The organism is Gilliamella sp. Choc5-1, from assembly GCF_001690595.1.
In the GTDB taxonomy this organism is placed as follows: domain Bacteria; phylum Pseudomonadota; class Gammaproteobacteria; order Enterobacterales; family Orbaceae; genus Gilliamella; species Gilliamella apicola_M.
This window is the reverse complement of the sequence record NZ_LZHH01000016.1, coordinates 26,602-50,476: the sequence shown is the minus strand read 5'-3', so window position 1 is coordinate 50,476 and position 23,875 is coordinate 26,602. Positions and strand designations below refer to the sequence as shown.

General features: G+C 38.6%; 37 protein-coding genes. 31 read left to right on the top strand and 6 right to left on the bottom strand.

Annotation, left to right across the window (positions count from 1 at the left end; genetic code table 11):
* The first annotated feature begins 24 nt into the window (after positions 1 to 24).
* The 30 genes from hscA (at position 25) to rplQ (ending at position 16,345) form a co-directional block, all read left to right on the top strand.
* Complete coding sequence (gene hscA / locus A9G35_RS01350; protein WP_065635365.1) at positions 25 to 1,884, top strand: Fe-S protein assembly chaperone HscA; 1,860 nt, start codon at positions 25 to 27, stop codon at positions 1,882 to 1,884.
* A 14-nt stretch (positions 1,885 to 1,898) separates the two neighbouring features.
* On the top strand, positions 1,899 to 2,237 hold the full coding sequence (gene fdx, locus A9G35_RS01345; protein WP_065635364.1) for an ISC system 2Fe-2S type ferredoxin: 339 nt from the start codon (positions 1,899 to 1,901) through the stop codon (positions 2,235 to 2,237).
* Positions 2,238 to 2,604: 367 nt separating this feature from the next.
* Entirely contained in the window at positions 2,605 to 2,916 is a 312-nt protein-coding gene (gene rpsJ, locus A9G35_RS01340; RefSeq protein ID WP_006120582.1) for a 30S ribosomal protein S10, read from the top strand.
* Between the two features lie 31 nt (positions 2,917 to 2,947).
* Positions 2,948 to 3,574 carry a 50S ribosomal protein L3 gene (gene rplC, locus A9G35_RS01335; protein ID WP_034911162.1) on the top strand — a complete coding sequence of 209 codons (627 nt, stop codon included), beginning with the start codon at positions 2,948 to 2,950 and terminating at the stop codon, positions 3,572 to 3,574.
* A gap of 16 nt (positions 3,575 to 3,590) precedes the next feature.
* The gene (gene rplD / locus A9G35_RS01330) at positions 3,591 to 4,193 is read left to right on the top strand and encodes a 50S ribosomal protein L4 (protein ID WP_034911160.1); all 603 of its coding nucleotides are present in this window, start codon (positions 3,591 to 3,593) and stop codon (positions 4,191 to 4,193) included.
* A complete protein-coding gene (gene rplW, locus A9G35_RS01325) occupies positions 4,190 to 4,492 on the top strand; it encodes a 50S ribosomal protein L23 (RefSeq protein ID WP_034885052.1) in 303 nt (100 codons plus the stop codon). The genes rplD and rplW overlap by 4 nt, the downstream gene beginning before the upstream one ends.
* A gap of 18 nt (positions 4,493 to 4,510) precedes the next feature.
* On the top strand, positions 4,511 to 5,335 hold the full coding sequence (rplB, locus tag A9G35_RS01320) for a 50S ribosomal protein L2 (protein ID WP_065561019.1): 825 nt from the start codon (positions 4,511 to 4,513) through the stop codon (positions 5,333 to 5,335).
* A 19-nt stretch (positions 5,336 to 5,354) separates the two neighbouring features.
* Positions 5,355 to 5,633, top strand: a complete 279-nt coding sequence (gene rpsS / locus A9G35_RS01315) for a 30S ribosomal protein S19 (protein ID WP_024496505.1) — start codon at positions 5,355 to 5,357, stop codon at positions 5,631 to 5,633.
* 13 nt (positions 5,634 to 5,646) lie between these two features.
* Positions 5,647 to 5,979, top strand: a complete 333-nt coding sequence (gene rplV / locus A9G35_RS01310; RefSeq protein ID WP_034947997.1) for a 50S ribosomal protein L22 — start codon at positions 5,647 to 5,649, stop codon at positions 5,977 to 5,979.
* A 14-nt stretch (positions 5,980 to 5,993) separates the two neighbouring features.
* Positions 5,994 to 6,731, top strand: coding sequence for a 30S ribosomal protein S3 (rpsC, locus tag A9G35_RS01305; protein WP_065561018.1), 738 nt, complete (start codon positions 5,994 to 5,996; stop codon positions 6,729 to 6,731).
* Between the two features lie 12 nt (positions 6,732 to 6,743).
* Complete coding sequence (rplP, locus tag A9G35_RS01300) at positions 6,744 to 7,154, top strand: 50S ribosomal protein L16 (protein WP_034911153.1); 411 nt, start codon at positions 6,744 to 6,746, stop codon at positions 7,152 to 7,154.
* Positions 7,155 to 7,346, top strand: a complete 192-nt coding sequence (gene rpmC, locus A9G35_RS01295; RefSeq protein ID WP_034902373.1) for a 50S ribosomal protein L29 — start codon at positions 7,155 to 7,157, stop codon at positions 7,344 to 7,346. It abuts the gene before it with no gap.
* A 1-nt stretch (position 7,347) separates the two neighbouring features.
* Positions 7,348 to 7,608, top strand: coding sequence for a 30S ribosomal protein S17 (gene rpsQ / locus A9G35_RS01290; RefSeq protein ID WP_034911151.1), 261 nt, complete (start codon positions 7,348 to 7,350; stop codon positions 7,606 to 7,608).
* 194 nt (positions 7,609 to 7,802) lie between these two features.
* Positions 7,803 to 8,174, top strand: a complete 372-nt coding sequence (rplN, locus tag A9G35_RS01285; RefSeq protein WP_025314392.1) for a 50S ribosomal protein L14 — start codon at positions 7,803 to 7,805, stop codon at positions 8,172 to 8,174.
* Between the two features lie 10 nt (positions 8,175 to 8,184).
* Positions 8,185 to 8,499, top strand: coding sequence for a 50S ribosomal protein L24 (gene rplX / locus A9G35_RS01280; protein ID WP_065561017.1), 315 nt, complete (start codon positions 8,185 to 8,187; stop codon positions 8,497 to 8,499).
* A gap of 17 nt (positions 8,500 to 8,516) precedes the next feature.
* Positions 8,517 to 9,056, top strand: a complete 540-nt coding sequence (gene rplE, locus A9G35_RS01275) for a 50S ribosomal protein L5 (RefSeq protein WP_025314394.1) — start codon at positions 8,517 to 8,519, stop codon at positions 9,054 to 9,056.
* An 11-nt stretch (positions 9,057 to 9,067) separates the two neighbouring features.
* Positions 9,068 to 9,373 carry a 30S ribosomal protein S14 gene (gene rpsN / locus A9G35_RS01270; RefSeq protein ID WP_025314395.1) on the top strand — a complete coding sequence of 102 codons (306 nt, stop codon included), beginning with the start codon at positions 9,068 to 9,070 and terminating at the stop codon, positions 9,371 to 9,373.
* Positions 9,374 to 9,390: 17 nt separating this feature from the next.
* Positions 9,391 to 9,783: a 30S ribosomal protein S8 gene (rpsH, locus tag A9G35_RS01265; protein ID WP_034911147.1), complete on the top strand. Its 393-nt coding sequence runs from the start codon at positions 9,391 to 9,393 to the stop codon at positions 9,781 to 9,783.
* An 11-nt stretch (positions 9,784 to 9,794) separates the two neighbouring features.
* Positions 9,795 to 10,328: a 50S ribosomal protein L6 gene (gene rplF / locus A9G35_RS01260; RefSeq protein WP_065635363.1), complete on the top strand. Its 534-nt coding sequence runs from the start codon at positions 9,795 to 9,797 to the stop codon at positions 10,326 to 10,328.
* Positions 10,329 to 10,337: 9 nt separating this feature from the next.
* Entirely contained in the window at positions 10,338 to 10,691 is a 354-nt protein-coding gene (gene rplR / locus A9G35_RS01255; RefSeq protein ID WP_025314398.1) for a 50S ribosomal protein L18, read from the top strand.
* A 14-nt stretch (positions 10,692 to 10,705) separates the two neighbouring features.
* Positions 10,706 to 11,206, top strand: a complete 501-nt coding sequence (rpsE, locus tag A9G35_RS01250) for a 30S ribosomal protein S5 (protein WP_025314399.1) — start codon at positions 10,706 to 10,708, stop codon at positions 11,204 to 11,206.
* 6 nt (positions 11,207 to 11,212) lie between these two features.
* Positions 11,213 to 11,392 (top strand): 50S ribosomal protein L30, encoded by a 180-nt coding sequence (rpmD, locus tag A9G35_RS01245; RefSeq protein ID WP_025314400.1) that lies wholly within the window; start codon positions 11,213 to 11,215, stop codon positions 11,390 to 11,392.
* A gap of 5 nt (positions 11,393 to 11,397) precedes the next feature.
* Entirely contained in the window at positions 11,398 to 11,832 is a 435-nt protein-coding gene (rplO, locus tag A9G35_RS01240) for a 50S ribosomal protein L15 (RefSeq protein WP_065626331.1), read from the top strand.
* An 8-nt stretch (positions 11,833 to 11,840) separates the two neighbouring features.
* Positions 11,841 to 13,178: a preprotein translocase subunit SecY gene (gene secY / locus A9G35_RS01235; RefSeq protein WP_065635362.1), complete on the top strand. Its 1,338-nt coding sequence runs from the start codon at positions 11,841 to 11,843 to the stop codon at positions 13,176 to 13,178.
* Positions 13,179 to 13,204: 26 nt separating this feature from the next.
* Positions 13,205 to 13,318, top strand: a complete 114-nt coding sequence (gene rpmJ / locus A9G35_RS01230) for a 50S ribosomal protein L36 (protein WP_025314403.1) — start codon at positions 13,205 to 13,207, stop codon at positions 13,316 to 13,318.
* Between the two features lie 169 nt (positions 13,319 to 13,487).
* On the top strand, positions 13,488 to 13,844 hold the full coding sequence (gene rpsM, locus A9G35_RS01225; RefSeq protein WP_065586686.1) for a 30S ribosomal protein S13: 357 nt from the start codon (positions 13,488 to 13,490) through the stop codon (positions 13,842 to 13,844).
* Between the two features lie 15 nt (positions 13,845 to 13,859).
* Positions 13,860 to 14,249 (top strand): 30S ribosomal protein S11, encoded by a 390-nt coding sequence (rpsK, locus tag A9G35_RS01220; protein ID WP_025314405.1) that lies wholly within the window; start codon positions 13,860 to 13,862, stop codon positions 14,247 to 14,249.
* A 44-nt stretch (positions 14,250 to 14,293) separates the two neighbouring features.
* Positions 14,294 to 14,914 carry a 30S ribosomal protein S4 gene (gene rpsD / locus A9G35_RS01215; protein WP_065567150.1) on the top strand — a complete coding sequence of 207 codons (621 nt, stop codon included), beginning with the start codon at positions 14,294 to 14,296 and terminating at the stop codon, positions 14,912 to 14,914.
* A 25-nt stretch (positions 14,915 to 14,939) separates the two neighbouring features.
* Positions 14,940 to 15,929, top strand: coding sequence for a DNA-directed RNA polymerase subunit alpha (locus tag A9G35_RS01210; RefSeq protein ID WP_065635361.1), 990 nt, complete (start codon positions 14,940 to 14,942; stop codon positions 15,927 to 15,929).
* Between the two features lie 29 nt (positions 15,930 to 15,958).
* Positions 15,959 to 16,345, top strand: a complete 387-nt coding sequence (gene rplQ, locus A9G35_RS01205) for a 50S ribosomal protein L17 (protein ID WP_034884211.1) — start codon at positions 15,959 to 15,961, stop codon at positions 16,343 to 16,345.
* A 192-nt stretch (positions 16,346 to 16,537) separates the two neighbouring features.
* On the opposite strand, the gene A9G35_RS01200 is transcribed toward rplQ, so the two are convergent.
* The 4 genes from A9G35_RS01200 to fabI all read right to left on the bottom strand — a co-directional run bounded on the left by A9G35_RS01200 (position 16,538) and on the right by fabI (position 19,198).
* Positions 16,538 to 16,741 (bottom strand): SlyX family protein, encoded by a 204-nt coding sequence (locus A9G35_RS01200; RefSeq protein ID WP_065635360.1) that lies wholly within the window; start codon positions 16,739 to 16,741, stop codon positions 16,538 to 16,540.
* A gap of 54 nt (positions 16,742 to 16,795) precedes the next feature.
* The gene (gene radC / locus A9G35_RS01195) at positions 16,796 to 17,467 is read right to left on the bottom strand and encodes a RadC family protein (RefSeq protein WP_065635359.1); all 672 of its coding nucleotides are present in this window, start codon (positions 17,465 to 17,467) and stop codon (positions 16,796 to 16,798) included.
* 169 nt (positions 17,468 to 17,636) lie between these two features.
* Positions 17,637 to 18,209 carry a peptidylprolyl isomerase gene (gene slyD, locus A9G35_RS01190; protein ID WP_065635358.1) on the bottom strand — a complete coding sequence of 191 codons (573 nt, stop codon included), beginning with the start codon at positions 18,207 to 18,209 and terminating at the stop codon, positions 17,637 to 17,639.
* A gap of 200 nt (positions 18,210 to 18,409) precedes the next feature.
* Complete coding sequence (gene fabI / locus A9G35_RS01185) at positions 18,410 to 19,198, bottom strand: enoyl-ACP reductase FabI (RefSeq protein WP_065635357.1); 789 nt, start codon at positions 19,196 to 19,198, stop codon at positions 18,410 to 18,412.
* A 190-nt stretch (positions 19,199 to 19,388) separates the two neighbouring features.
* Between fabI and tehB the strand changes: the two genes are divergently transcribed.
* Positions 19,389 to 20,249, top strand: a complete 861-nt coding sequence (tehB, locus tag A9G35_RS01180) for an SAM-dependent methyltransferase TehB (protein ID WP_065635356.1) — start codon at positions 19,389 to 19,391, stop codon at positions 20,247 to 20,249.
* 43 nt (positions 20,250 to 20,292) lie between these two features.
* Here tehB and fmt read toward each other — a convergent pair whose 3' ends face one another.
* Entirely contained in the window at positions 20,293 to 21,255 is a 963-nt protein-coding gene (gene fmt / locus A9G35_RS01175) for a methionyl-tRNA formyltransferase (protein WP_065635355.1), read from the bottom strand.
* Positions 21,256 to 21,883: 628 nt separating this feature from the next.
* The gene (locus A9G35_RS01170; protein ID WP_065635354.1) at positions 21,884 to 23,761 is read right to left on the bottom strand and encodes an SLC13 family permease; all 1,878 of its coding nucleotides are present in this window, start codon (positions 23,759 to 23,761) and stop codon (positions 21,884 to 21,886) included.
* Positions 23,762 to 23,875 lie beyond the last annotated feature (114 nt).

Below are 23,875 nucleotides of genomic sequence, written 5' to 3'. Positions count from 1 at the left end.
AACATATCGATAGAGATAGATTAAATGGTATTATTACAGATCAGCGAACCAGGACAAACTCCACTACCACATCAGCGCCGCCTTGCTGTAGGAATTGATCTTGGTACAACTAATTCATTAGTAGCAACGGTACGAAGTGGACAAGCAGAGGTATTGCCTGATTTAGAAGGTAATCCGCTATTGCCATCCGTTGTGCATTATGGCATCGATCATGATGATAACTCTGTTATCACGATTGGAAAAAATGCCAAAGATAATGCTGTGAATGATCCGCAAAATACAGTTAGCTCTATTAAGAGATTAATGGGGCGAAGTTTATCTGATATAGATTTATCACAATTTCCTTATACTTTTTCACAAACTGAAAATGGTGTTCCTTTATTAAATTTGCCTAATGAGCAAGTAAATCCAATACAAGTTTCATCAGAAATTTTGACAGCGTTAGCTGAGCGAGCAAAAGAGAGTTTACAAGGTGAAATTGATGGTGTGGTTATTACTGTGCCAGCTTATTTTGATGATGCACAACGGCAAGCAACAAAAGATGCTGCCAAATTAGCTGGTTTGCATGTATTGCGCCTACTTAATGAACCTACAGCCGCTGCGATTGCGTACGGTTTAGATTCAGGGAAGGAAGGTATAATCGCTGTTTATGATTTAGGTGGCGGTACTTTTGATATTTCTATTTTACGCTTAAATAAAGGTGTTTTTGAGGTTCTAGCAACTAGCGGTGACTCAGCACTTGGTGGTGATGATTTTGATCGGCTACTTGTTGACCATATAAAAGAGAAATTAGGATTAACTAATAATATAGATCCTTATATTAATCAAAAAATCAGTAGCCAAGCTACCGAAATAAAGATTTTATTAAGTGAGCAAGATTTAGCTGTATTTTCTCTGGATAATCAATCTTTGACTATTACTCGCCAGCAATTTCAACAATTAATTGAGCCATTGGTTAAACGCACTTTAGCTGTTTGTCGCCGTGCATTAAAAGATGCCGAGATTAATATGGATGAAGTAGTTGAAGTTGTTATGGTTGGCGGCTCTACTCGTGTGCCATTAGTGCGAGAATTAGTAGGGAATTATTTTAAAACTAATCCCTTGATATCTATCGATCCTGATAAAGTAGTTGCTATTGGTGCAGCTATTCAGGCCGATATTTTGGTTGGCAATAAACCCGATTCAGATATGTTATTGCTTGATGTGATCCCATTGTCGTTAGGCATTGAGATCATGGGTGAATTGGTCGAAAAAATTATTCCACGTAATAGTACAATTCCGTGTGCAAGAGCTCAAGAGTTTACCACTTTTAAAGATGGTCAAACCGCGATGATGGTTCATGTTTTACAAGGAGAACGTGAAAGTGTTGCTGATTGTCGATCTTTGGCTCGTTTTACTCTGCAAGGTATTCCAGCAATGCCTGCCGGTGGTGCGCACATTAGGGTGACTTTCCAAGTTGATGCTGATGGTTTATTAAGTGTAACAGCAATGGAAAAATCAACGGGTATTGAAGCTGCTATCCAAGTAAAACCTTCATATGGACTGACTGATAATGAAATTGCCGATATGATTCAAGATTCAATCAGTTACGCAGAGCAAGATAAACAGATTCGAATACTTGCTGAACAAAAAGTTGAGGCAGCCAGAGTGCTTGAAAGCTTGCAAAGTGCTTTAGATAAAGATGCTGACTTATTAGATGAAAGTGAACTAAACCATATTTTAATTGCTAAGCATCAATTACAAGCTGTAAGTGAGTCAAATGACAGTTATGCAATTGAAAAACAAATTAAAATTGTTGATAAAGTAACACAAAATTTTGCAGCTAAGCGAATGGATAGGTCAATTCGACATGCGTTAACTGGCCATAACGTTGATGATATTTAACTAACGAGATTATTATGCCAAAAATTACTTTTTTACCGAATGCGGAGCTTTGTCCAGATGGAAGAACTGTTGATGCCCAAGAAGGCGAATCCATTTTAGAAGTGGCATTGCGCAATGATATTGAAATCGAGCATGCTTGTGAAATGTCATGTGCTTGTTCAACATGCCACTGTATTGTGCGTAAGGGATTTGATTCGCTTGAAGCAAGCGATGAGCAAGAAGATGATATGTTAGATAAAGCCTGGGGAGTTGAACCGCATAGTCGTTTAAGCTGTCAAGCTCGTGTCACGAATGAAGATTTAGAGGTCGAAATCCCAAGATATAGCCTTAATCATGCCAAAGAAGATCATTAGTAAGTTATCATAATGATTATCCATTATGGGTTAATATAAAAATAACATTAAATCTGGTTATTTGATTGAAATTTGGTAATTGTAAATTAATAACCAGAAAAAGCTTCCCATCTTTAAACCCAAATATCTTTATTTATTTCTTGCCTTTAGTTAACTAACAGAGTATAATCGGCTCACTTTGTTTATTGCCTTTATGTAAGCAAATGAGAAAAAGATATAATTGTTATATAAAAAATAGCTAATTATATCAACAATACTCCCGATTTGGGGGTTACGAAAAAGAACGGATTACACTCTCCTGTCAATCGAAACAGGGTAAGAGGAGTAGTCTTTTGTTATAACTTTTAAATAATGGAGCTCTGGTCTCATGTCGAACCAAAGAATCCGTATCCGGTTAAAAGCGTTTGATCATCGTTTGATTGATCAATCAACTGCTGAAATTGTAGAAACTGCGAAGCGCACAGGTGCGCAAGTTCGTGGTCCTATTCCATTACCGACACGCAAAGAGCGTTTCACTGTATTGATTTCTCCACACGTAAATAAAGATGCGCGTGATCAGTACGAGATTCGCACTCATAAGCGTCTAGTTGATATTGTTGAGCCAACTGAAAAAACAGTTGATGCTTTAATGCGTCTAGACCTTGCTGCCGGTGTTGATGTGCAGATCAGTTTAGGTTAATCCTAAGCTGAATGATTGAGAGGTCGAAACAATGATTGGTTTAATCGGTCGTAAAGTAGGAATGACGCGTATCTTCACTGAAGATGGTGTTTCTATTCCTGTCACCGTAGTTGAAGTTCAAAGCAACCGCATTACTCAAGTTAAAACACTTGAGAATGATGGTTATCAAGCTATTCAGGTTACTACTGGCAGCAAAAAAGCAAGCCGCGTAAACAAACCTGAAGCAGGTCATTTCGCTAAGGCTGGCGTTGAAGCTGGTCGTGGTCTATGGGAATTCCGTTTTGAAGAAGGCGAATTTTCTGTAGGTCAAAGTATTAACGTTGATATCTTCGCTGACGTTAAGAAAGTTGATGTTACTGGAACATCTAAAGGTAAAGGTTTTGCCGGCGTTACTAAACGTTGGAATTTCCGTACTCAAGATGCTACTCATGGTAACTCTTTGGCACACCGTGGTCATGGTTCTATTGGTCAAAACCAAACCCCAGGTAAAGTGTTCAAAGGTCGTAAAATGGCAGGTCACCTAGGTAATGAACGTGTAACTGTTCAAAACTTAGATATTGTACGTGTTGATGCAGAACGTAACCTTTTATTAATTAAAGGTGCAGTACCAGGTGCAATCAATAGTGACGTAATTGTTAAACCGGCAATCAAGGCTTAACGTCGAGGAGATAGAGATGGAATTAGTAGTAAAAGACGCGAAAGCGCTTTCTGTTTCCGAAACTACCTTCGGACGTGAGTTTAATGAAGCGTTAGTTCATCAAGTAGTTGTTGCTTATGCATCTGCTGCTCGTCAAGGTTCTCGCGCACAAAAAACTCGTGCAGAAATCGCTGGTTCAGGTAAAAAACCATGGCGTCAAAAAGGTACCGGTCGTGCTCGTTCAGGTTCAATTAAGAGCCCAATCTGGCGCAGTGGTGGTGTAACATTTGCAGCAAAACCACAAGATCATAGCCAAAAAGTTAACCGTAAAATGTATCGTGGTGCATTAAAGAGTATTTTCTCTGAATTAGTGCGTCAAGAACGTTTAGTTGTGGTTGAAACATTTACTGTTGAAGCACCTAAGACTAAATTATTAACTCAGAAATTAAACGATATGAATCTTAATGATGTTCTTATTATCGCTTCTGAAGTTGATGAAAATCTTTTCTTAGCAGCACGTAACTTACATAAAGTTGATGTGCGTGATGTGGCAGGTATTGATCCAGTTAGTTTGATTGCATTTGACAAAGTGGTTATCACAGTTGATGCCGTTAAACAAGTAGAGGAGATGTTAGCATGATTCGTGAAGAGCGTCTGCTTAAAGTCCTGCGAGCACCACATGTTTCTGAAAAAGCATCTATTTCAATGGAAAAAACAAATACATTAGTATTGAAAGTTGCTAAAGATGCTACTAAGAGAGAGATTAAAGCCGCAGTTGAACAACTATTTGAAGTTAAAGTAGATGACGTTAATACACTTGTTGTTAAAGGTAAAGTTAAACGTCGTGGTCAACAAATCGGTCGCCGTAGCGACTGGAAAAAAGCTTACGTTACTTTAGCAGAAGGTCAAAATTTAGACCTTGCTGGCGTCGCTGAGTAATTCGGAGGAGTAAGAACAATGGCAGTTGTTAAGTGTAAACCTACATCTCCGGGTCGTCGCCACGTTGTTAAAGTGGTTAACCCAGAGTTGCATAAAGGTAAACCTTATGCACCGTTGCTTGATTCAAAAAGCAAAACTGGTGGTCGCAATAATAATGGTCGTATCACTACCCGTCATATTGGTGGTGGTCATAAACAACATTATCGTATTGTCGACTTTAAGCGTAATAAAGATGGTATTCCAGCAGTTGTTGAACGTTTGGAATATGATCCAAACCGTAGTGCAAATATTGCATTGGTTTTATATAAAGACGGTGAACGCCGTTATATTTTAGCGCCTAAAGGCTTAAAAGCAGGTGATCAGATCCAATCTGGTGTTGATGCAGCAATTAAAACAGGTAACTGTTTACCAATGCGCAATATTCCAGTCGGTTCTACCGTGCATAATATTGAAATGAAACCAGGTAAAGGCGGACAACTTGCTCGCTCTGCTGGTAGTTATGTTCAAATCGTTGCGCGTGATGGTGCTTATGTAACATTACGTCTACGTTCAGGTGAAATGCGTAAAGTATTATCTGATTGTCGTGCCACTATTGGTGAAGTTGGTAATTCAGAGCATATGCTTCGCGTATTAGGTAAAGCGGGTGCAACGCGTTGGCGTGGTGTTCGTCCTACTGTTCGTGGTACAGCAATGAACCCGGTAGACCATCCACATGGTGGTGGTGAAGGTCGTAACTTTGGTAAACATCCTGTGTCTCCATGGGGTCAAAAAGCCAAAGGATTGAAAACGCGTAGCAACAAACGTACTGATAAGTATATTGTTCGCCGTCGCAATAAGAAATAATTAATATAGAGGATTAGCTATGCCACGTTCTCTCAAGAAGGGTCCTTTTATTGACCTACACTTGCTGAAGAAGGTAGAGAAAGCGGTGGAAAGCGGGGACAAGAAACCAATTCGTACTTGGTCCCGTCGTTCAACGATCTTTCCTAACATGATCGGTTTGACCATCGCTGTCCATAATGGTCGTCAGCACGTTCCAGTTTATGTTTCCGACGAAATGGTTGGTCATAAATTGGGTGAATTCGCGCCGACTCGTACTTATCGCGGCCATGCGGCTGATAAGAAAGCTAAGAAGAAATAAGTAGGAGAAAGAGATGGAAACAATTGCAAAGTACCGCCACGCTCGTTCTTCTGCACAAAAAGTTCGCTTAGTTGCAGATCTTGTTCGCGGTAAGAATGTGTCTCAGGCACTAGATATTTTAACGTACACCAATAAAAAAGCGGCTGTACTTGTTAAAAAAGTATTAGAGTCTGCTATTGCTAATGCAGAGCATAACGATGGTGCTGATATTGATGATCTAAAAGTTGCGAAGATTTTCGTAGATGAAGGCCCAACCATGAAGCGTATTATGCCTCGTGCGAAAGGTCGTGCAGATCGAATTTTGAAGCGTACGAGTCACATCACCGTGATCGTTTCAGATCGCTAGGCTGGAGAATAGCAATGGGTCAAAAAGTAAATCCAAATGGTATCCGATTAGGCATTGTCAAGCCTTGGACATCTACATGGTATTCGGGTACAAAGACATTCGCTGATAATTTAGAAAGTGATTTTAGAGTGCGTGAATTCTTAAATAAAGAATTATCTCAAGCGTCAATCTCTAAGATTGTTATCGACCGTTCAGCAGAAACTAACGTTCGTATTACTATTCACACTGCTCGTCCGGGTATTGTGATAGGTAAAAAAGGCGAGGACGTTGAAAAATTACGTAATGCCGTAGCTTCTATTGTCAATAAATATAAAGACAAAAGAGAAAAACGTGATGTAGCAGTACAAATTAATATTGCTGAAGTTCGTAAACCAGAACTTGATGCTAAATTAGTTGCTGATAGCATTACTTCTCAATTAGAACGCCGCGTTATGTTCCGTCGAGCTATGAAACGTGCGGTTCAAAATGCAATGAAGGCGGGTGCTAAAGGTATCAAAGTCGAAGTAAGTGGTCGTTTAGGCGGTGCTGAAATTGCTCGTAGCGAATGGTATCGTGAAGGTCGTGTACCTTTACATACATTACGGGCTGATATTGACTATGGTTTATCTGAAGCATTAACTACCTATGGTATTATTGGTGTTAAAGTGTGGATCTTCAAAGGTGAGATCCTTGGTGGTATGGCTGCCGTTGAACAAGCAGAAAAACAACCTGCTGCTCAACCGAAAAAGCAGCGAAAAGGCCGAAAACAATAAGGAGCGTCGCTGATGTTACAACCAAAGCGTACAAAATTCCGTAAAGTGCACAAGGGTCGCAATCGTGGCCTTGCTGTAAGTACTGATGTTAGTTTCGGTACATTCGGTCTTAAGGCTGTAGGTCGTGGTCGTTTGACTGCGCGCCAGATCGAAGCAGCACGTCGTGCAATGACTCGTGCAGTTAAGCGTCAAGGTAAAATCTGGATTCGAGTTTTCCCTGATAAACCAATTACCGAAAAACCACTTGCAGTGCGTATGGGTAAAGGTAAGGGTAACGTTGAATACTGGGTTGCTCAGATTCAACCAGGTAAAGTCCTCTATGAAATGGACGGTGTGCCTGAAGAAGTTGCTCGTGAAGCATTTGCGTTGGCAGCTGCAAAACTGCCAATTAAAACCACCTTTGTGATTAAGACGGTGATGTAAATGAAAGCAAAAGAGCTACGCGAAAAAAGCGTTGAAGAGTTAAATACTGAACTTCTTAATTTATTACGTGAGCAATTTAACTTACGTATGCAATTAGCTGGAGGTCAGTTAACACAGACTCATATGTTAAAACAAGTGCGTCGTAATATTGCACGAGTTAAAACATTATTAACTGAAAAGGCGGGTGCGTAATATGACTACTGAAGTAAAAATTCGTACTCAGCAAGGTCGTGTTATTAGCGACAAAATGGATAAATCTATTACTGTAGCTATTGAACGTAAAGTGAAGCATCCGTTATATGGTAAGTTCATTAAACGTACGACTAAATTGCATGTACATGATGAAAACAACGAGTGTGGTATTGGTGATACTGTTGAAATTAAAGAGTGTCGTCCATTATCAAAAACCAAATCTTGGACTCTTGTTCGAATCGTTGAAAAAGCAGTTATTTAATCTTTTTGATTGAAAACTGTACATAATATAATAAACGGCTCAACGGCCGTTTATTTTATGCTATCCATTTTATTTGAGTGGTGTTATACTATGCGTCCTCACGTAAGTGGGTTTTTGGTTGTCTATTCTTATCCATGGTAGTTGAAGTGGATGAAGGTAGATTAGACAATAATTAATTTATACGGAGCATTAAAATGATCCAAGAACAGACTAGGCTAGATGTTGCTGATAATTCTGGCGCACGTAGCGTAATGTGTATCAAGGTTCTCGGTGGATCGCACCGTCGTTATGCAGCTGTAGGCGATATCATCAAAGTTACCATTAAAGAAGCCATTCCGCGTGGCAAAGTTAAAAAAGGTGATGTACTTAAAGCTGTTGTTGTGCGCACTAGAAAAGGTGTTCGTCGCCCTGATGGATCTGTCATTCGTTTCGATCGCAACGCTTGTGTTATTTTAAATAATAACAGTGAGCAACCGATTGGTACGCGTATTTTTGGACCGGTCACTCGTGAACTTCGCTCTGAGAAGTTTATGAAGATCATTTCATTAGCACCAGAAGTACTGTAAGGAGCGGGTAATGGCAGCGAAAATCCGTCGAGAAGATGAAGTTATCGTGTTAACTGGCAAAGATAAAGGTAAACGCGGTAAAGTTAAGAGTGTTTTGTCTACAGGCAAAGTGATTGTTGAAGGTATCAATTTGGTGAAAAAACATCAAAAACCAGTACCTGCATTAAATCAAGAAGGTGGAATTGTTGAAAAAGAAGCAGCTATTAATGTTTCTAATGTGGCAATTTTTAATCCAGCTACAGGCAAAGCAGATCGAGTAGGCTTTCGTATTGAAGACGGTAAAAAAGTCCGTTTTTATAAGTCTACTAATGAATTAATCAATTAAGTAATTTGGAGTGTACGATGGCGAAACTGCATGATTACTACAAAGCACAGGTAGTAAATAAACTGCAAGAACAGTTTGGCTACAAATCTGTCATGCAAGTCCCTCGGATCGAAAAGATCACCTTGAATATGGGTGTGGGTGAAGCAATTACTGATAAGAAATTATTAGATAATGCTGTTGCAGATTTAGCAGCAATCAGTGGTCAAAAACCACTAGTCACTAAAGCACGCAAATCAGTTGCTGGTTTTAAAATCCGTCAAGGGTATCCTATTGGTTGTAAAGTCACTTTACGTGGCGAACGTATGTGGGAATTTTTTGAACGTCTAGTTTATATTGCTCTTCCTCGGACTCGAGATTTTCGTGGTTTAAGCGCAAAATCTTTTGATGGTCGTGGCAACTATAGCATGGGTGTTCGTGAGCAAATCGTTTTCCCTGAAATCGATTATGACAAAGTTGATCGTGTTCGTGGTTTAGATATTACTATCACCACTACTGCACAATCAGATGAAGAAGGCCGAGCTTTATTATCTGCCTTTAACTTCCCATTTCGTAAGTAAGGTAGGGCATAATGGCTAAACAATCAATGATTGAACGCGATAAGAAACGCGTAAAGCTAGCAGAAAAATATTTTGCAAAGCGTCAAGAATTAAAAGCGATTATCTCTGATCTTAATGCATCAGATGAAGATCGTTGGAATGCAGTGCTTAAATTGCAAACGCTTCCTCGTGATTCTAGTCCATCACGTCAACGCCGTCGTTGTCGTCAAACTGGTCGTCCTCATGGCGTCCTTCGTAAGTTTGGTTTAAGCCGTATTAAGGTTCGAGAGTCAGCCATGCGTGGTGAGATTCCTGGTCTTAAAAAGGCAAGTTGGTAATCAGGGGAGTGTTATAGATGAGCATGCAAGATCCTATAGCAGATATGTTGACCCGTATTCGTAATGGTCAATCTGCGAATAAAGTTGCAGTCACCATGCCTTCCTCTAAGCTAAAAGTGGCAATTGCCAATGTGCTAAAAGAAGAAGGTTATATTGGGGACTTTAAAGTTGTTGGTGACACTAAGCCAGAACTGGAAATTACTTTAAAATATTTCCAAGGTAAAGCTGTTGTAGAAAGTATCAAACGTGTTAGCCGTCCAGGTTTACGTATTTATAAGCGTAAAGATGAATTGCCGAAAGTTATGGCAGGGCTAGGTATCGCAGTTGTTTCTACTTCTAAAGGTGTTATGACTGATCGTGCAGCACGCCAAGCAGGTCTTGGTGGTGAAATTATCTGCTACGTAGCGTAAGGGAGAAAAAAATGTCTCGTGTTGCAAAAGCACCTGTCGTTGTTCCTGCTGGCGTAGAGGTAAAACTCAATGGTCAGGTAATTACGATTAAAGGTAAAAATGGCGAGTTATCTCGCACAATAAATAACGCTGTTGTTATTAATCAAGAAGAAGGTCAAATTAAATTTGCTCCTCGTGATGGTTTTGCCGATGCTTGGGCTCAAGCTGGTACTGCTCGTGCGTTAATTAATGCAATGGTTATTGGTGTTACTGAAGGTTTTACTAAAAAACTTCAGCTAGTTGGTGTCGGTTATCGTGCACAAGTAAAAGGTAATACAATTGGTTTATCTCTTGGATATTCTCATCCAATAGAACATCAATTACCTGCAGGTGTAACAGCTGAATGTCCTTCTCAAACTGAAATCGTACTTAAAAGTGCTGATAAACAGTTAATTGGACAAGTAGCTGCTGATATCCGTGCTTATCGTCGTCCTGAGCCTTATAAAGGTAAAGGTGTTCGTTACGCAGATGAAGTTGTGCGTACTAAAGAAGCTAAGAAAAAGTAAGGTAACACTATGGATAAGAAATCAGCTCGTATCCGTCGTGCAACTAAAGCGCGTCGCAAGATGCATGAACTACTTGCAACTCGTTTAGTGGTTCATCGTACTCCGCGTCATATTTATGCGCAGATTATCGCACCAAACGGATCAGAAGTACTGGCAGCCGCTTCTACATTAGAAAAAGCTATCAGTGAAAGTTTAAAATATACCGGAAACAAAGATGCAGCAGCAGCGGTTGGTAAAGCAATTGCTGAACGTGCATTAGCGAAAGATATCAAAGAAGTTTCATTTGATCGTTCAGGTTTCCAATATCATGGTCGAGTTCAGGCGCTAGCAGATGCTGCTCGCGAAGCTGGCCTACAGTTCTAAGGTAGGAGTTAAAGATGTCAAACATCGAAAAACAAGCTGGTGAACTGCAGGAAAAACTAATCGCAGTTAACCGAGTTTCTAAAACCGTAAAAGGTGGTCGTATTTTTAGTTTTTCTGCACTAACAGTTGTTGGTGACGGTAATGGCCGTGTAGGTTTTGGATATGGTAAAGCACGTGAAGTGCCGGCAGCAATTCAAAAAGCAATGGAAAAAGCACGTCGCAACATGATTAATGTTGCTTTAAATAACGATACTTTACAGCATCCAGTTAAAGGTGCTCACACAGGTTCTCGTGTTTATATGCAACCAGCATCAGAAGGTACTGGTATTATTGCCGGTGGTGCAATGCGTGCTGTTTTAGAAGTTGCAGGTGTTCGTAACGTTTTAGCTAAAGCATATGGTTCTACTAACCCAATTAATGTGGTTCGTGCAACAATTGATGGCTTAGAAAATATGAAATCACCTGAAATGGTTGCAGCTAAGCGTGGTAAAACCGTCGAAGAAATTTTGGGGTAATTAGCCATGGCAAAAACAATTAAAATTACACAAACTCGTAGTTCTATTGGTCGTCTACCGAAGCATAAAGCGACGTTAGTTGGTCTTGGATTACGTCGTATTGGTCATACTGTTGAGCGCGAGGATACTCCTGCAATTCGTGGTATGGTAAACCAAGTTTATTACATGGTTAAAGTAGAGGAGTAATAGTAATGCGTTTAAATACTTTATCTCCTGCTGAAGGTTCAAAGCATGCACCAAAACGTCTGGGCCGAGGCATCGGTTCAGGATTAGGTAAAACTGGTACTCGTGGTATTAAAGGCCAAAAATCTCGTTCAGGTGGTGGCGTTCGTCGCGGCTTTGAAGGTGGTCAAATGCCTTTATATCGTCGTTTACCAAAATTTGGTTTTACCTCACGTAAAGCTCAAGTTACAGCTCAAGTTCGTCTTTCAGATTTAATGAAAGTCGAAGGCGATATTGTTGACCTAAATAGCTTAAAAGTTGCAAATGTGATTAATTCACATATCGAATATGCAAAAATCATGTTATCTGGTGAAGTAACTAAACCAGTAACTGTTCGCGGTATTCGAGTAACTAAAGGTGCTAAAGCTGCAATTGAAGCTGCTGGCGGAAAAATTGAGGAATAAGTAGAAAGATGGCAAAGCAACCAGGATTAGATTTTCAAAGTACACGAGGCGGTAGTGGTGAGCTTAAAAGACGCTTAATGTTTGTGCTTTTAGCGCTTATTGTTTTTCGTCTTGGTTCTTATGTTCCCGTTCCTGGTATTGATACTAAAGCGTTATCGGATATGCTAGCAGCATCATCAAATGGCATTGTTAATATGTTCAATATGTTTTCAGGTGGTGCTTTAAGCCGTGCTTCAATTTTTGCATTAGGGATAATGCCTTATATTTCGGCATCAATTATCGTGCAGTTATTAACGGCAATTAGTCCTAAGTTAGCAGAATTAAAGAAAGAAGGTGAATCTGGTCGTAAAAAGATTAGTCAGTACACTCGCTATGGCACATTAGCTTTAGCGATTGTGCAAGCTGTTGGTATTGCGACTGGTTTACCAAACATTCCTAATTATGGCAATGTTGTTATTAATCCGGGATTTTCTTTCTACTTTATTGCATCGGTTAGCTTAGTTACTGGTACTATGTTTCTTATGTGGCTAGGTGAACAGATCACAGAGCGAGGCGTAGGTAATGGTATTTCAATCATTATCTTTGCTGGTATTGTGGCTAGTCTTCCTCATGCTATATATGAAACAATTGAACAAGCTCGTTCTGGTTCATTGCATCCGATTTTATTATTAGTGGTTGCTGCTTTAGTGGTGGGTGTTACTTACTTTGTTGTATTTGTTGAACGTGGTCAACGACGTATTGTTGTTAACTATGCGCAACGACAACAAGGTCGCCGTGTGTATGCTGCACAAAGTACACATTTACCGTTAAAGATCAATATGGCTGGGGTTATTCCTGCAATATTTGCCTCAACAATAGCTATGTTACCATCAATGATGGCTTCTTGGTTCCAAGGAGACGGTGAGGGATGGAGATATATTATGGTCCTTATAAACCAATATTTTTCTCATGATCAACCGTTATACATTATCTTTTTTGCGGCGGCGATTATCTTTTTTTGTTTCTTCTATACGGCATTGGTTTTCAATCCAAGAGAAACAGCAGATCAGCTTAAAAAATCAGGTGCATTTATTCCAGGTATCCGTCCAGGTGAACAAACATCTAAGTATATTGACAAGGTAATGACTCGTTTAACGCTAATTGGCGCAATCTACATTACTTTTGTATGTTTAGTTCCAATGTTTATGACAAGCGCAATGAAAGTTCCAGTTCAATTTGGTGGAACATCATTATTAATCGTTGTTGTTGTAATCATGGATTTTATGGCACAAGTACAGACTTTAATGATGCCAAATCGTTATGAGTCAGTGTTAAAGAAAGCGAACCTTAAAGGCTACGGCCGATAAGTTAGCCAGAAGTTACGGAGAAAAAAATGAAAGTTCGTGCTTCAGTCAAGAAATTATGCAGAAATTGTAAAATCATTAAACGTAATGGCATTGTTCGTGTTATTTGCGTTGAAGGTAAACATAAACAACGTCAAGGTTAATTTATTTAGCCGTAAAGTTGCGCTTTTGCATATTTTACTTGCCAAAGTATAGTAAAGCTGGCTAGAATAGCCAGCCTAGATTTATTTTTGGGTTCACTGTTTGAGTATCCTGAAAACGGGCTTTTCAGTATGGTGAACTCACTAAACATTAACAATAAAGGAGTGCATAGTGGCCCGTATAGCAGGCATTAACATTCCTGATCAACAACATGCTGTGATTGCTTTACAAGCAATTTATGGTATTGGAAGTACTCGCGCTAAGACAATTTGTGCTGAAGCTGGTATTCCTGAACATGTTAAGATCAGAGAACTATCTGAAGATCAGATTGAAAAGTTACGTGAACAAGTCGCTAAATTCACTGTTGAAGGTGATTTACGTCGTGAAGTAACTATGAGTATCAAGCGTTTATTAGACCTTGGTTGTTATCGTGGCATGCGTCACCGTCGTGGACTTCCTGTCCGTGGTCAACGCACAAAGACTAACGCTCGTACCCGTAAGGGACCGCGTAAGCCAATCAAGAAATAATTGAGGTATAATTAAATGGCAAAGACACCTGTTCGTACACGTAAACGTGTAAAAAAGCAAGTTTCTGATGGTATAGCTCATATTCATGCATCATTCAACAATACAATTGTAACTATTACCGATCGTCAAGGTAATGCGTTAGGTTGGGCAACCGCTGGTGGTTCTGGTTTCCGTGGCTCTCGTAAGTCAACACCTTTTGCAGCTCAAGTGGCAGCGGAACGTTGTGCTGAAGCCGTCAAAGATTACGGAATTAAGAATCTGGAAGTTATGGTTAAAGGACCTGGTCCTGGTCGTGAGTCAACAATTCGTGCATTAAATGCGGCGGGTTATCGCATCACTAACATTACTGATGTTACTCCGATTCCTCATAACGGTTGTCGTCCACCAAAGAAACGTCGTGTTTAATTTTTTATTAAACATTGAATGTTTAGGATTATTGGAGAAATAAAATGGCAAGATATTTGGGACCAAAGCTCAAATTAAGTCGTCGTGAAGGTACAGATTTATTCCTTAAGTCTGGAGTACGAGCGGTTGACAGTAAATGTAAATTAGAACAAGCTCCTGGACAGCATGGTGCGCGTAAACCGCGTTTATCAGATTATGGTGTTCAGTTACGTGAAAAACAAAAAGTTAGACGTATTTATGGAATTTTAGAACGTCAATTCCGTAATTACTACAAAAGCGCAGCGCGAATTAAAGGTAACACAGGTGAAAACCTACTTGGTCTTTTAGAGCGTCGCTTAGATAATGTTGTTTATCGCATGGGATTTGGCGCAACTCGCGCTGAAGCTCGTCAATTAGTTAGTCATAAAGCTGTTCTTGTTAATGGTCGCGTTGTAAATATTGCATCTTATCAAGTTTCACCTGAAGATGTGATCAGTGTTCGCGAAAAATCAAAAAAACAAGCACGTATTAAAGCCGCTTTAGAGCTAGCTGAACAACGTGAAAAACCAACATGGTTAGAAGTTGATGCTAGCAAAATGGAAGGCGTATTTAAACGCTTACCAGAACGTTCAGATTTATCTGCTGACATCAACGAACATTTGATCGTCGAACTTTACTCTAAGTAAAGTTTAGCACTTAAGAGAGGACATAATGCAGGGTTCTGTAACAGAGTTTTTAAAACCTCACCTAGTTGATGTTGTTCAATACAGTCAAACACATGCCAAAGTGACTTTAGAGCCACTTGAGCGTGGTTTTGGCCATACTTTAGGTAATGCACTACGCCGCATTTTATTATCATCTATGCCGGGATATGCAGTAACCGAAGTTGAAATTGACGGTGTTCTGCATGAGTACAGTACTAAAGAAGGCGTTCAAGAAGATGTACTTGATATTTTGCTTAATTTGAAAAAATTAGCAGTGCGAGTACATACTAAAGATGATGTTATGCTGACTTTAAACAAATCAGGTATTGGTGTAGTGACTGCATCTGATATCACTCATGATGGTGATGTTGAGATTGTTAATCCTGATTTAGTAATTTGTCATCTTACTGATGCAAATGCTTCAATTAGTATGCGTATTCGTGTACAACGAGGGCGTGGTTATGTCCCTGCTTCTGCTCGCGTTAAGTCAGAAGATGAAGAACGACAAATCGGTCGTCTGTTAGTTGATGCATGTTATAGTCCTGTAGAGCGCATTGCATATTCTGTTGATGCGGCTCGTGTGGAACAACGTACAGATCTAGATAAACTTGTTATCGATATGGAAACCAATGGTACTATCGATCCAGAAGAGTCTATTCGTCGTGCATCAACTATTTTGGCTGAACAACTTGAAGCTTTCGTTGATTTGCGTGATGTACGCCAACCAGAAGTGAAAGAAGATAAACCGGAATTTGATCCAATTCTATTACGTCCAGTAGATGATTTGGAATTAACTGTTCGGTCTGCTAATTGCTTAAAAGCAGAAGCAGTTCATTATATTGGTGATTTAGTACAACGTACTGAAGTTGAGTTACTTAAAACCCCTAATCTTGGTAAGAAATCACTTACTGAAATTAAGGACGTACTCGCATCTCGTGGTTTATCTTTAGGCATGCGTCTTGAGAACTGGCCACCAGCAAGTATTGTTGAAGACTAAGATAAAATTTATATAAGAAGGATAAAGTTATGCGCCATCGTAAAAGTGGTCGTCAACTGAACCGAAATAGCAGCCATCGTCAAGCAATGTTTCGTAACATGACTAGTTCACTTGTTGAACATGAAATCATCAAAACTACATTGCCTAAAGCAAAAGAGTTGCGTCGTGTTGTTGAACCGTTAATTACGCTAGCCAAAAGCGATAGCGTAGCTAATCGCCGTCTGGCTTTTGCTCGTATCCGTGATAAAGATACAGTTAAAAAATTATTTTCAGATTTAGGTCCACGTTTTGCTACCCGTCCTGGTGGTTATGTACGCATTTTAAAATGTGGTTTCCGTGATGGAGATAATGCTCCAATGGCTTATATCGAATTAGTTGATCGCCCTGCAGTAGAAGCAGAAGCAGCAGCTGAATAGTTTTAAATCATTGTGCATCAAAACCGGCTTTATGCCGGTTTTTTATTGTCTAATTTAATTCTTATTAACTTTAATGACAAATTGATAGCTTACTTAAATTCGGAATCAATCATCAATTCAGTGTTATCTAGGCAATACTTATCATTAAAAAGCCATTAAATAGCAGTGCTGATTGCCATCATACAGCTGTTATTAATAATGAGGTGGAGGTGTTTCTTCAGATAAACTAGCAATATTTGATGGCTGTGTTGCTTGTAATTTTTGTGATAATAACGTTAATTGTTCTTTCAGCCTACTTACATCAGCTTGTAAATTGGTTACCATTTGATTAAGTTCTTCAATGGTGATTTCTTGAAAAGCCACTTTGGTTTCAAGTAACTCTAATTGTTGGTTCATAAAATAGATTCATATATAGATTAATTGATTAAGCTACATTGTAAGTAAAAACCACTACGAAATCCATCCACGCTCAGCAAAAGAGACATATTCGCCTTTGCCGATAACAATATGATCTATAATTCGAATATCAACTAATTCGCAAACCTCTTCTATTTTTTGAGTAAGATGGCGATCTGCTTGACTCGGTTCTGCTATACCAGAAGGGTGATTATGCGCTAAAATTAATGCGGCTGCATTATGTTGTAGCGCGCGTCTGACAACTTCACGCGGGTGGACTTCTACACAATTATAGGTACCAACAAACATTTCTTCAGACGAAATAACATGATGTTGATTATCTAAAAAAATCACCATAAAAATTTCACGATCTTTATTAGCTAAACGACTGGCTAAATAGTGGTGCGTTACTGATGGTGAAGAAAGCGAATTTTCATGCATCATTTTCACTTTCAAATAACGAGATGAAAGCTCAACAACTGCCTTTAACTGCGTATATTTAGCGGTACCTAAGCCATGTTTTTGGCAAAAAACTTGGTGACTTGCATTAATTAAATTATATAAAGAACCAAAATCATTTAATAGGCTTTGTGACAACTCCAAAACAGGTAAATTGCGAGTACCAGTTCGTAAAAATAGCGCTAATAGTTCAGCGTCACTTAATGTTTCAACACCAAATTTTAATAGCTTTTCACGGGGCATTAATTGAGGATATTCTAAGGACATTATACTTTTATTTAGTAATTAAAAGTAAATTATGAATGAATGATTAGTTTACTAAACCTAAAAAATAAAAGATTTCTAGCTATTTCACAAAAAAATAAACCGTTTTGCACAGCTTTGCAAAAAAAGAAAAGCGCTATAGCGCGCTTTTAAATATCGATTAGCAATAAAACTAATGACAGCCACATCCTCCATGACCACCGCCACAACAACCATGATCTTCATCGTCTTCATCATGATCATGACCGCCACAACCGCAACCACCGTGCCCATGATCGTGTCCGTGAGCGCCATGAATATGACCGTGTGCAATTTCTTCTTCTGTTGCTTCACGAATTGCTAAAACTTCAACGTTAAATTGTAAATCTTGGCCTGCTAACATATGATTGCCATCGACAGTTACAGTATCACCATCAATAGCGGTAATTCCTACTGGTAAAGAACCTTGATCTGTATCAGCAAAAAAGCGCATACCCACTTCTAGTTCATCAACACCAACAAACACATCACGTGGAACGTTTTGTACAAGCGCATCATTAAAATCGCCATAAGCGTTAATGATTTCGATATCAAATTTATCGCCAACTTGACGACCTTCTAATGCATTTTCGAGATCTTGTAATAAGTTACCTGCACCTTGCAAATACTCAAGTGGCGCAACAGTTGTTGCTTCATCAACTAACACACCGTCTTTAGTGCGGACTTGGTATGCCAAACTGACTACTTTATTTTTTGCTATTTTCATTTTTTCTCCAACAGACTTGTATTGAGCAAATTACTTTAGATTTTAGCGGAAAAAAGAAGTTATGTATTCTAAATTTTCTATTTTGTTCAAAACTAACAAAAGAATAATATAACGCAGTAATATAATAATTTGTTATTAACTACCATTAAAAAAGGCATCAAGATAATCATTGACGCCCTTTTCAGTGTTAAATATCAATTTTATTTAAGTTCTAACTCATTCATTGCCGCAATGCTAAATCCACCATCGACATGAATCACTTCACCAGTAATACCAGATGAAAGGTTTGAGCATAAGAATGCTGCTGAATTACCCACATCTTCAATTGTTACAGTACGACGGATTGGTGTTACTGATTCACAGTGAGATAACATTTTTTTAAAATCTTTAATGCCAGATGCGGCAAGCGTACGAATTGGGCCTGCTGAAATTGCATTAACACGGATACCTTCAGGACCCATAGCATTTGCCATATAACGCACATTTGCTTCTAGTGAAGCTTTAGCAAGTCCCATTACATTATAGTTAGGGATTGCACGCTCAGCACCAAGATAAGAAAGTGTCACTAATGCTGAATTTGGATTTAGCATTGAACGACATGCCTTAGCCATAGCAACGAAGCTATAAGAGCTAATATCGTGAGCAATAGCAAAACCTTCACGGGTCACTGCATTAACATAATCGCCATCTAATTGATCGCCAGGAGCAAAAGCGATAGCGTGAACAAAGCCATCGAATTTATCCCAAGTTTTTGCAAGTTCAGAAAATAGTTCAGAGATGCTTTCATCATGAGCAACATCGCAAGGTAAAACGATTTTAGAACCAAAATCAGCGGCAAACTCTTCAACGCGTGTTTTTAATTTATCATTTTGGTAAGTAAAAGCGAGTTCAGCGCCTTCACGATGCATTGCTTGTGCAATACCGTAAGCAATTGAACGATTACTTGCAACACCAGTAACGAGTATACGTTTACCTGTTAAAAATCCCATAAATTATTCCTCTAATTTTCACTATATAGTCTAGGATGGTGACGATTATATGTTGATCAAGCCAACTTCGCTACTATAAATTTATTTTCGTTGATAGGTTTTTATTTTATTGTCTAAAATAAATGATTGTTTACCATATTAATATCCTACTATAATAGTCAACTATTGTTTTTTTATAGGAGGTATCAATTTGAATAATTTAGTTTGTTACAAAACATTGCCTATTTGGAATGCTGATACATTACCTGCGTTGTTGCGTCAAAAGCATAATACCCAAATTGGTACATGGGCAAAGTTACAAATTTTAAAAGGAAGTGTTGGTTTTGAAATGTTAACCGAACAAGGCGAAGTGATCACTAAGCATTGTTTTGATACTCAGCAGCAACCACCATTTATATTGCCACAGCAACGGCACCGCATTGTCGAAATATCTGATGACTTACAGTGTCAGCTAGCTTTTTATTGTTTGCCTGAGGATTATACCCAAAAAAAATACCAAATGACCAAAACCCACTCCGAGGTACTTAGCGCAACAAAGATTATCCAAGCAGGAAAGGCATTAGATTTAGGTTGCGGTTCAGGTCGCAACTCACTCTATTTGCAGTTACAAGGCTTTGATGTTACCGCTGTTGATAAATCAGAACTCAGTATTGGAAATTTACAAAAAATCATTAATGATGATAACCTTAAGCATATTAATACAATGGTTTATGATATCAATCAAGCAAATTTACAGGGCGAATATGATTTTATCCTTTCGACCGTTGTTATGATGTTTTTACAACCCGAAAGAATTCCTGCTATTATTAATAATATGCAAAAAATGACCAAATCAGGAGGATATAATTTAATTGTCAGCGCCATGTCTACGCCTGATTACCCTTGCTCTGTTGGGTTTTCATTTACTTTTAAAGAAAACGAGTTGCACCAATATTACCAAGATTGGGAAATACTAAAATATAATGAGGATGTTGGACAATTGCATAAAACGGATATACATGGAAACAGAATCAAATTAAGGTTTGCAACCTTATTGGCTAAAAAACGATAGCAATTACAGGATATAGCATCCTGTAATTTTATACATTGATCGATTAACGTGTATTTAATTTTTCGCCAACTGTGAACCAAGCCTTGCGTGAGTTTAACAAATCTTGGGCAGACATCGGTTTTTTCCCCGCAGGTTGTAAAAGTGTCATATTCAATGCGCCATTGCTGGTTGCAATACAAATGCCATTTTTATTGGCTTGCAAAATTGTGCCAGCCGGCTGTTTTGAATCCATTTTTACCACATGGGCTTGCCATACTTTTACAGGCTCACCATTAACCTCAAAATAACTCACTGGCCATGGATTAAAAGCCCGAACGCAACGCTCAAGTTGCACTGCAGGCAAATTCCAATCAAGTTTAGCTTCTTGCTTTGATAATTTTTCGGCATAAGTTGCTTGTGATGGATCTTGCTTTTCGGGTTGGATTTTTTGTTCAGTGAGTAATGTCAACGTATCAAGCAACGCTTGCGGTCCTAATTTTGCCAGTTTTTCATATAACGATGCGCTAGTATCGGTCTGCTCAATTGGGCAGGTCAGCTTATATAGCATATCGCCCGTATCAAGCCCTGCATCCATCTGCATAATGGTAATGCCTGTTTGCTCATCACCTGCCCAACATGCACGTTGAATTGGCGCTGCACCACGCCAACGAGGTAATAACGAACCATGCACATTTAAACAACCCAGTTTAGGCATATCTAATACTGCTTGTGGCAAAATTAGTCCATAAGCAACCACAATCATAATATCGGCATTAAGATCGGCAATAATTTTTTGATTCTCTTCTTTTTTAAGCGTGGCAGGTTGATAAACAGGTAAATTGTACTCGATTGCAAGTTGCTTAACTGGGCTTGCTGTTAATTTATTGCCACGACCCGCAGGGCGATCGGGTTGCGTAAAAACGGCAATCACATTATGTTCCGAACCAACAAGCGCCTTTAAATGAGTAGCAGCAAAATCGGGCGTACCAGCAAAAATGATATTTAAAGGTTTAGTGACATTAGGCATAAGTATTCGTATCCATAATCGAAAAATAACCTCAATTATACCCGAAACTTAATTAAGAATCTTTAATCAAAAAAGAGACTATTTTATCTTTGGCGGTTTGTTTTTTAGCAAAAAATCGGTCAGGAAGTATTTTGATTTTATTGAAGTTTTTATGAGGTGTTTTTATCAAACAAAAACAAACTATAATTGATACACTAATCACAATACCGATATTGTCATCATTATAGTTTAAATTGGTGAGTGAAAATTATAAAGGTAAATTACGTTTAATCATGCATTGTTTATAAACATCAAAAGCTTTTTGATTTAATTTCATACCATACCTATAAAGAATGCCGTAGCACAAAAATGAAAAAAAACATTATCTTTGTATTTTTTTAACATATTATAGTGTTTCATCAATATTTTATCACTTATTTTATCTGATTTTACTTGCTTTATAATTACGTTACATAGCAATTGAATAAATAAGCCTACAAAAATCAACAATCCGATAATTAATGTAAAAAAAATGCACGTCCTATAATATCTTGTAAAACATCCATCATTTTTTAATTCTCCTATTTCTCAATTTAATAAAATATGTTTGTCTATTAAAATTATTTTCAATCATTACCATAATTAGGCTTTAAAACGGAAAAAACCCCGGTACTAAAGCAATATCTACCGCCATTACTAAAAACGTTAACGGTACGCCAATTTTGACAAAATCTCCAAAACTATACCCACCAGGCGCAACGACCATAGTTTTAATTGGCGATGATACGGGCGTGATGAATGATGCCGATGTAGCAATGGCAACTGTCATGGCAAAAGGATGGGGTGAATAACCAAATTTTAATGCTAAATCAATGGCGATAGGCGCAATTAAGATTGCGGTTGCGGTATTGGATATGAATAATCCGACAGTTGAGCAGAGTAAGAAGATAAATGTTAGCACCATGTATGGACCAAAGCTGCGTAGATGAACTTCAAGCCAAGCTGATATGAGCGAAATACCGCCCGTTTTGTTGAGCGCTAATGCAAATGGCATCATACCGATAATTAATATTAAGGTTGGCCAGTGTATTGATTTATAGGCATTGGTCATATCAATGCAACGTGTTGCTCCCATCAGTAAACAGGCAATTAAGGCTGCAACAACGTTTGGCACAATGCCTGTTACCATTAAGGTTATCATGATTGCTAGGTTGATTAATGCCGCTGGTGCTTGAGTGCTTGCTGGTGCTATGTCGTCGATATCTGCGGGGTAATCTAATACGACAAAATCATTGGTGCGAGTTTGTAACTTTTGAATCGAGCCCCAGTCACCACAGACTAATAATGTGTCGCTCATTTCTAATCGTTCTTGGAATAAGTTGTTTGTTTCAACTGGTGCGTGATTGCGCCAAATTCCGATAACGGTTAGAAAGTATTTCCCTCTAAAATCAATTTCGTTTAGGGTTTTACCGCAAAGTGTTGATTCAGGAAGTAGGGCAACTTCGGCCATGCCGACTTCTTTAACTTGTTCAGAAAAATATTCGCCTCGTAAAACTTTGGGCTCAAGGTTGTTGGTAGTTAAAAAAGTGCGATAATCGGCTTCGGAGTGCGACATATCAAGTAGCAAAATATCATTTTCACGAAACTCAGTTGAGCCATTAACAGGAATTAATACTTTGTGAAATTTGCGCCAACGTTCAATACCAATAACATTTACGCCATGTTCACTACGCAAATGCAAGCCATCAATTGTGCGACCAACAAAAGGCGATCCCGCTAATATTTGTGCGCGGTGGGCACGACCAATTAATTTATAGTCACGGATTAAATCGGTAATTTTTCGTCTTTGCGGTTGGGTGTTGGTTGGGGTGACTTGTTCAGCTGTGAGCAACCAATTACGTGTTAACACACAATAAATGACCCCAACAACTAAAACGCCTAAACCAATTGGAGTAATGGAAAAAAAACTAAACTCTTTTAATTTGAAGTGATTTAGCTCACTATTGACAACAAGGTTTGGCGCCGTTGCAACTAGTGTCATCATGCCACTAATTAATGCTGCAATACAAAGCGGCATCATTAATTTTTTAACGTGTATGCCTGTGTGATTAGCAATGCTAATGGCAACAGGGATAAAAATCGCAACAACACCCGTTGAGCTCATTATTGAGCCAAGCAAAGCTGCGCCTAGCATAATATAGGTAATAATGCGGATGTCATTTTTACCTGCAATTTTTAGTATGTATTCACTCATTTTGTATGATATGCCTGTTCTAACTAGGCTTTCACCAATAATAAATAATAAAGCAATTAAAATTATGTTGGGATCACTAAAACCTGCTAATGCTTCGGCTGGAGTTAGTACGCCAGTGATGGTGATTGCTGTAATTGTAAGTAAGGCAATGATATCCATTCTTAATTTGCTGAATGAAAATAACAAAATAGCGATAAATAGCAATGAGCAAACAATAATGAGTGGATAATGTTGAATTAAGTAATCAGGTAAAAAAGCAGTAATTGATGACATAACGCCATGATGAGATGACAATTGTTCCACAAAAATAACTCTATGAGGTAGATTTTATTTTAGACATAATACCTTGATTTATTGTTGTAGGGAATATTTTCAATTTATTTGGCT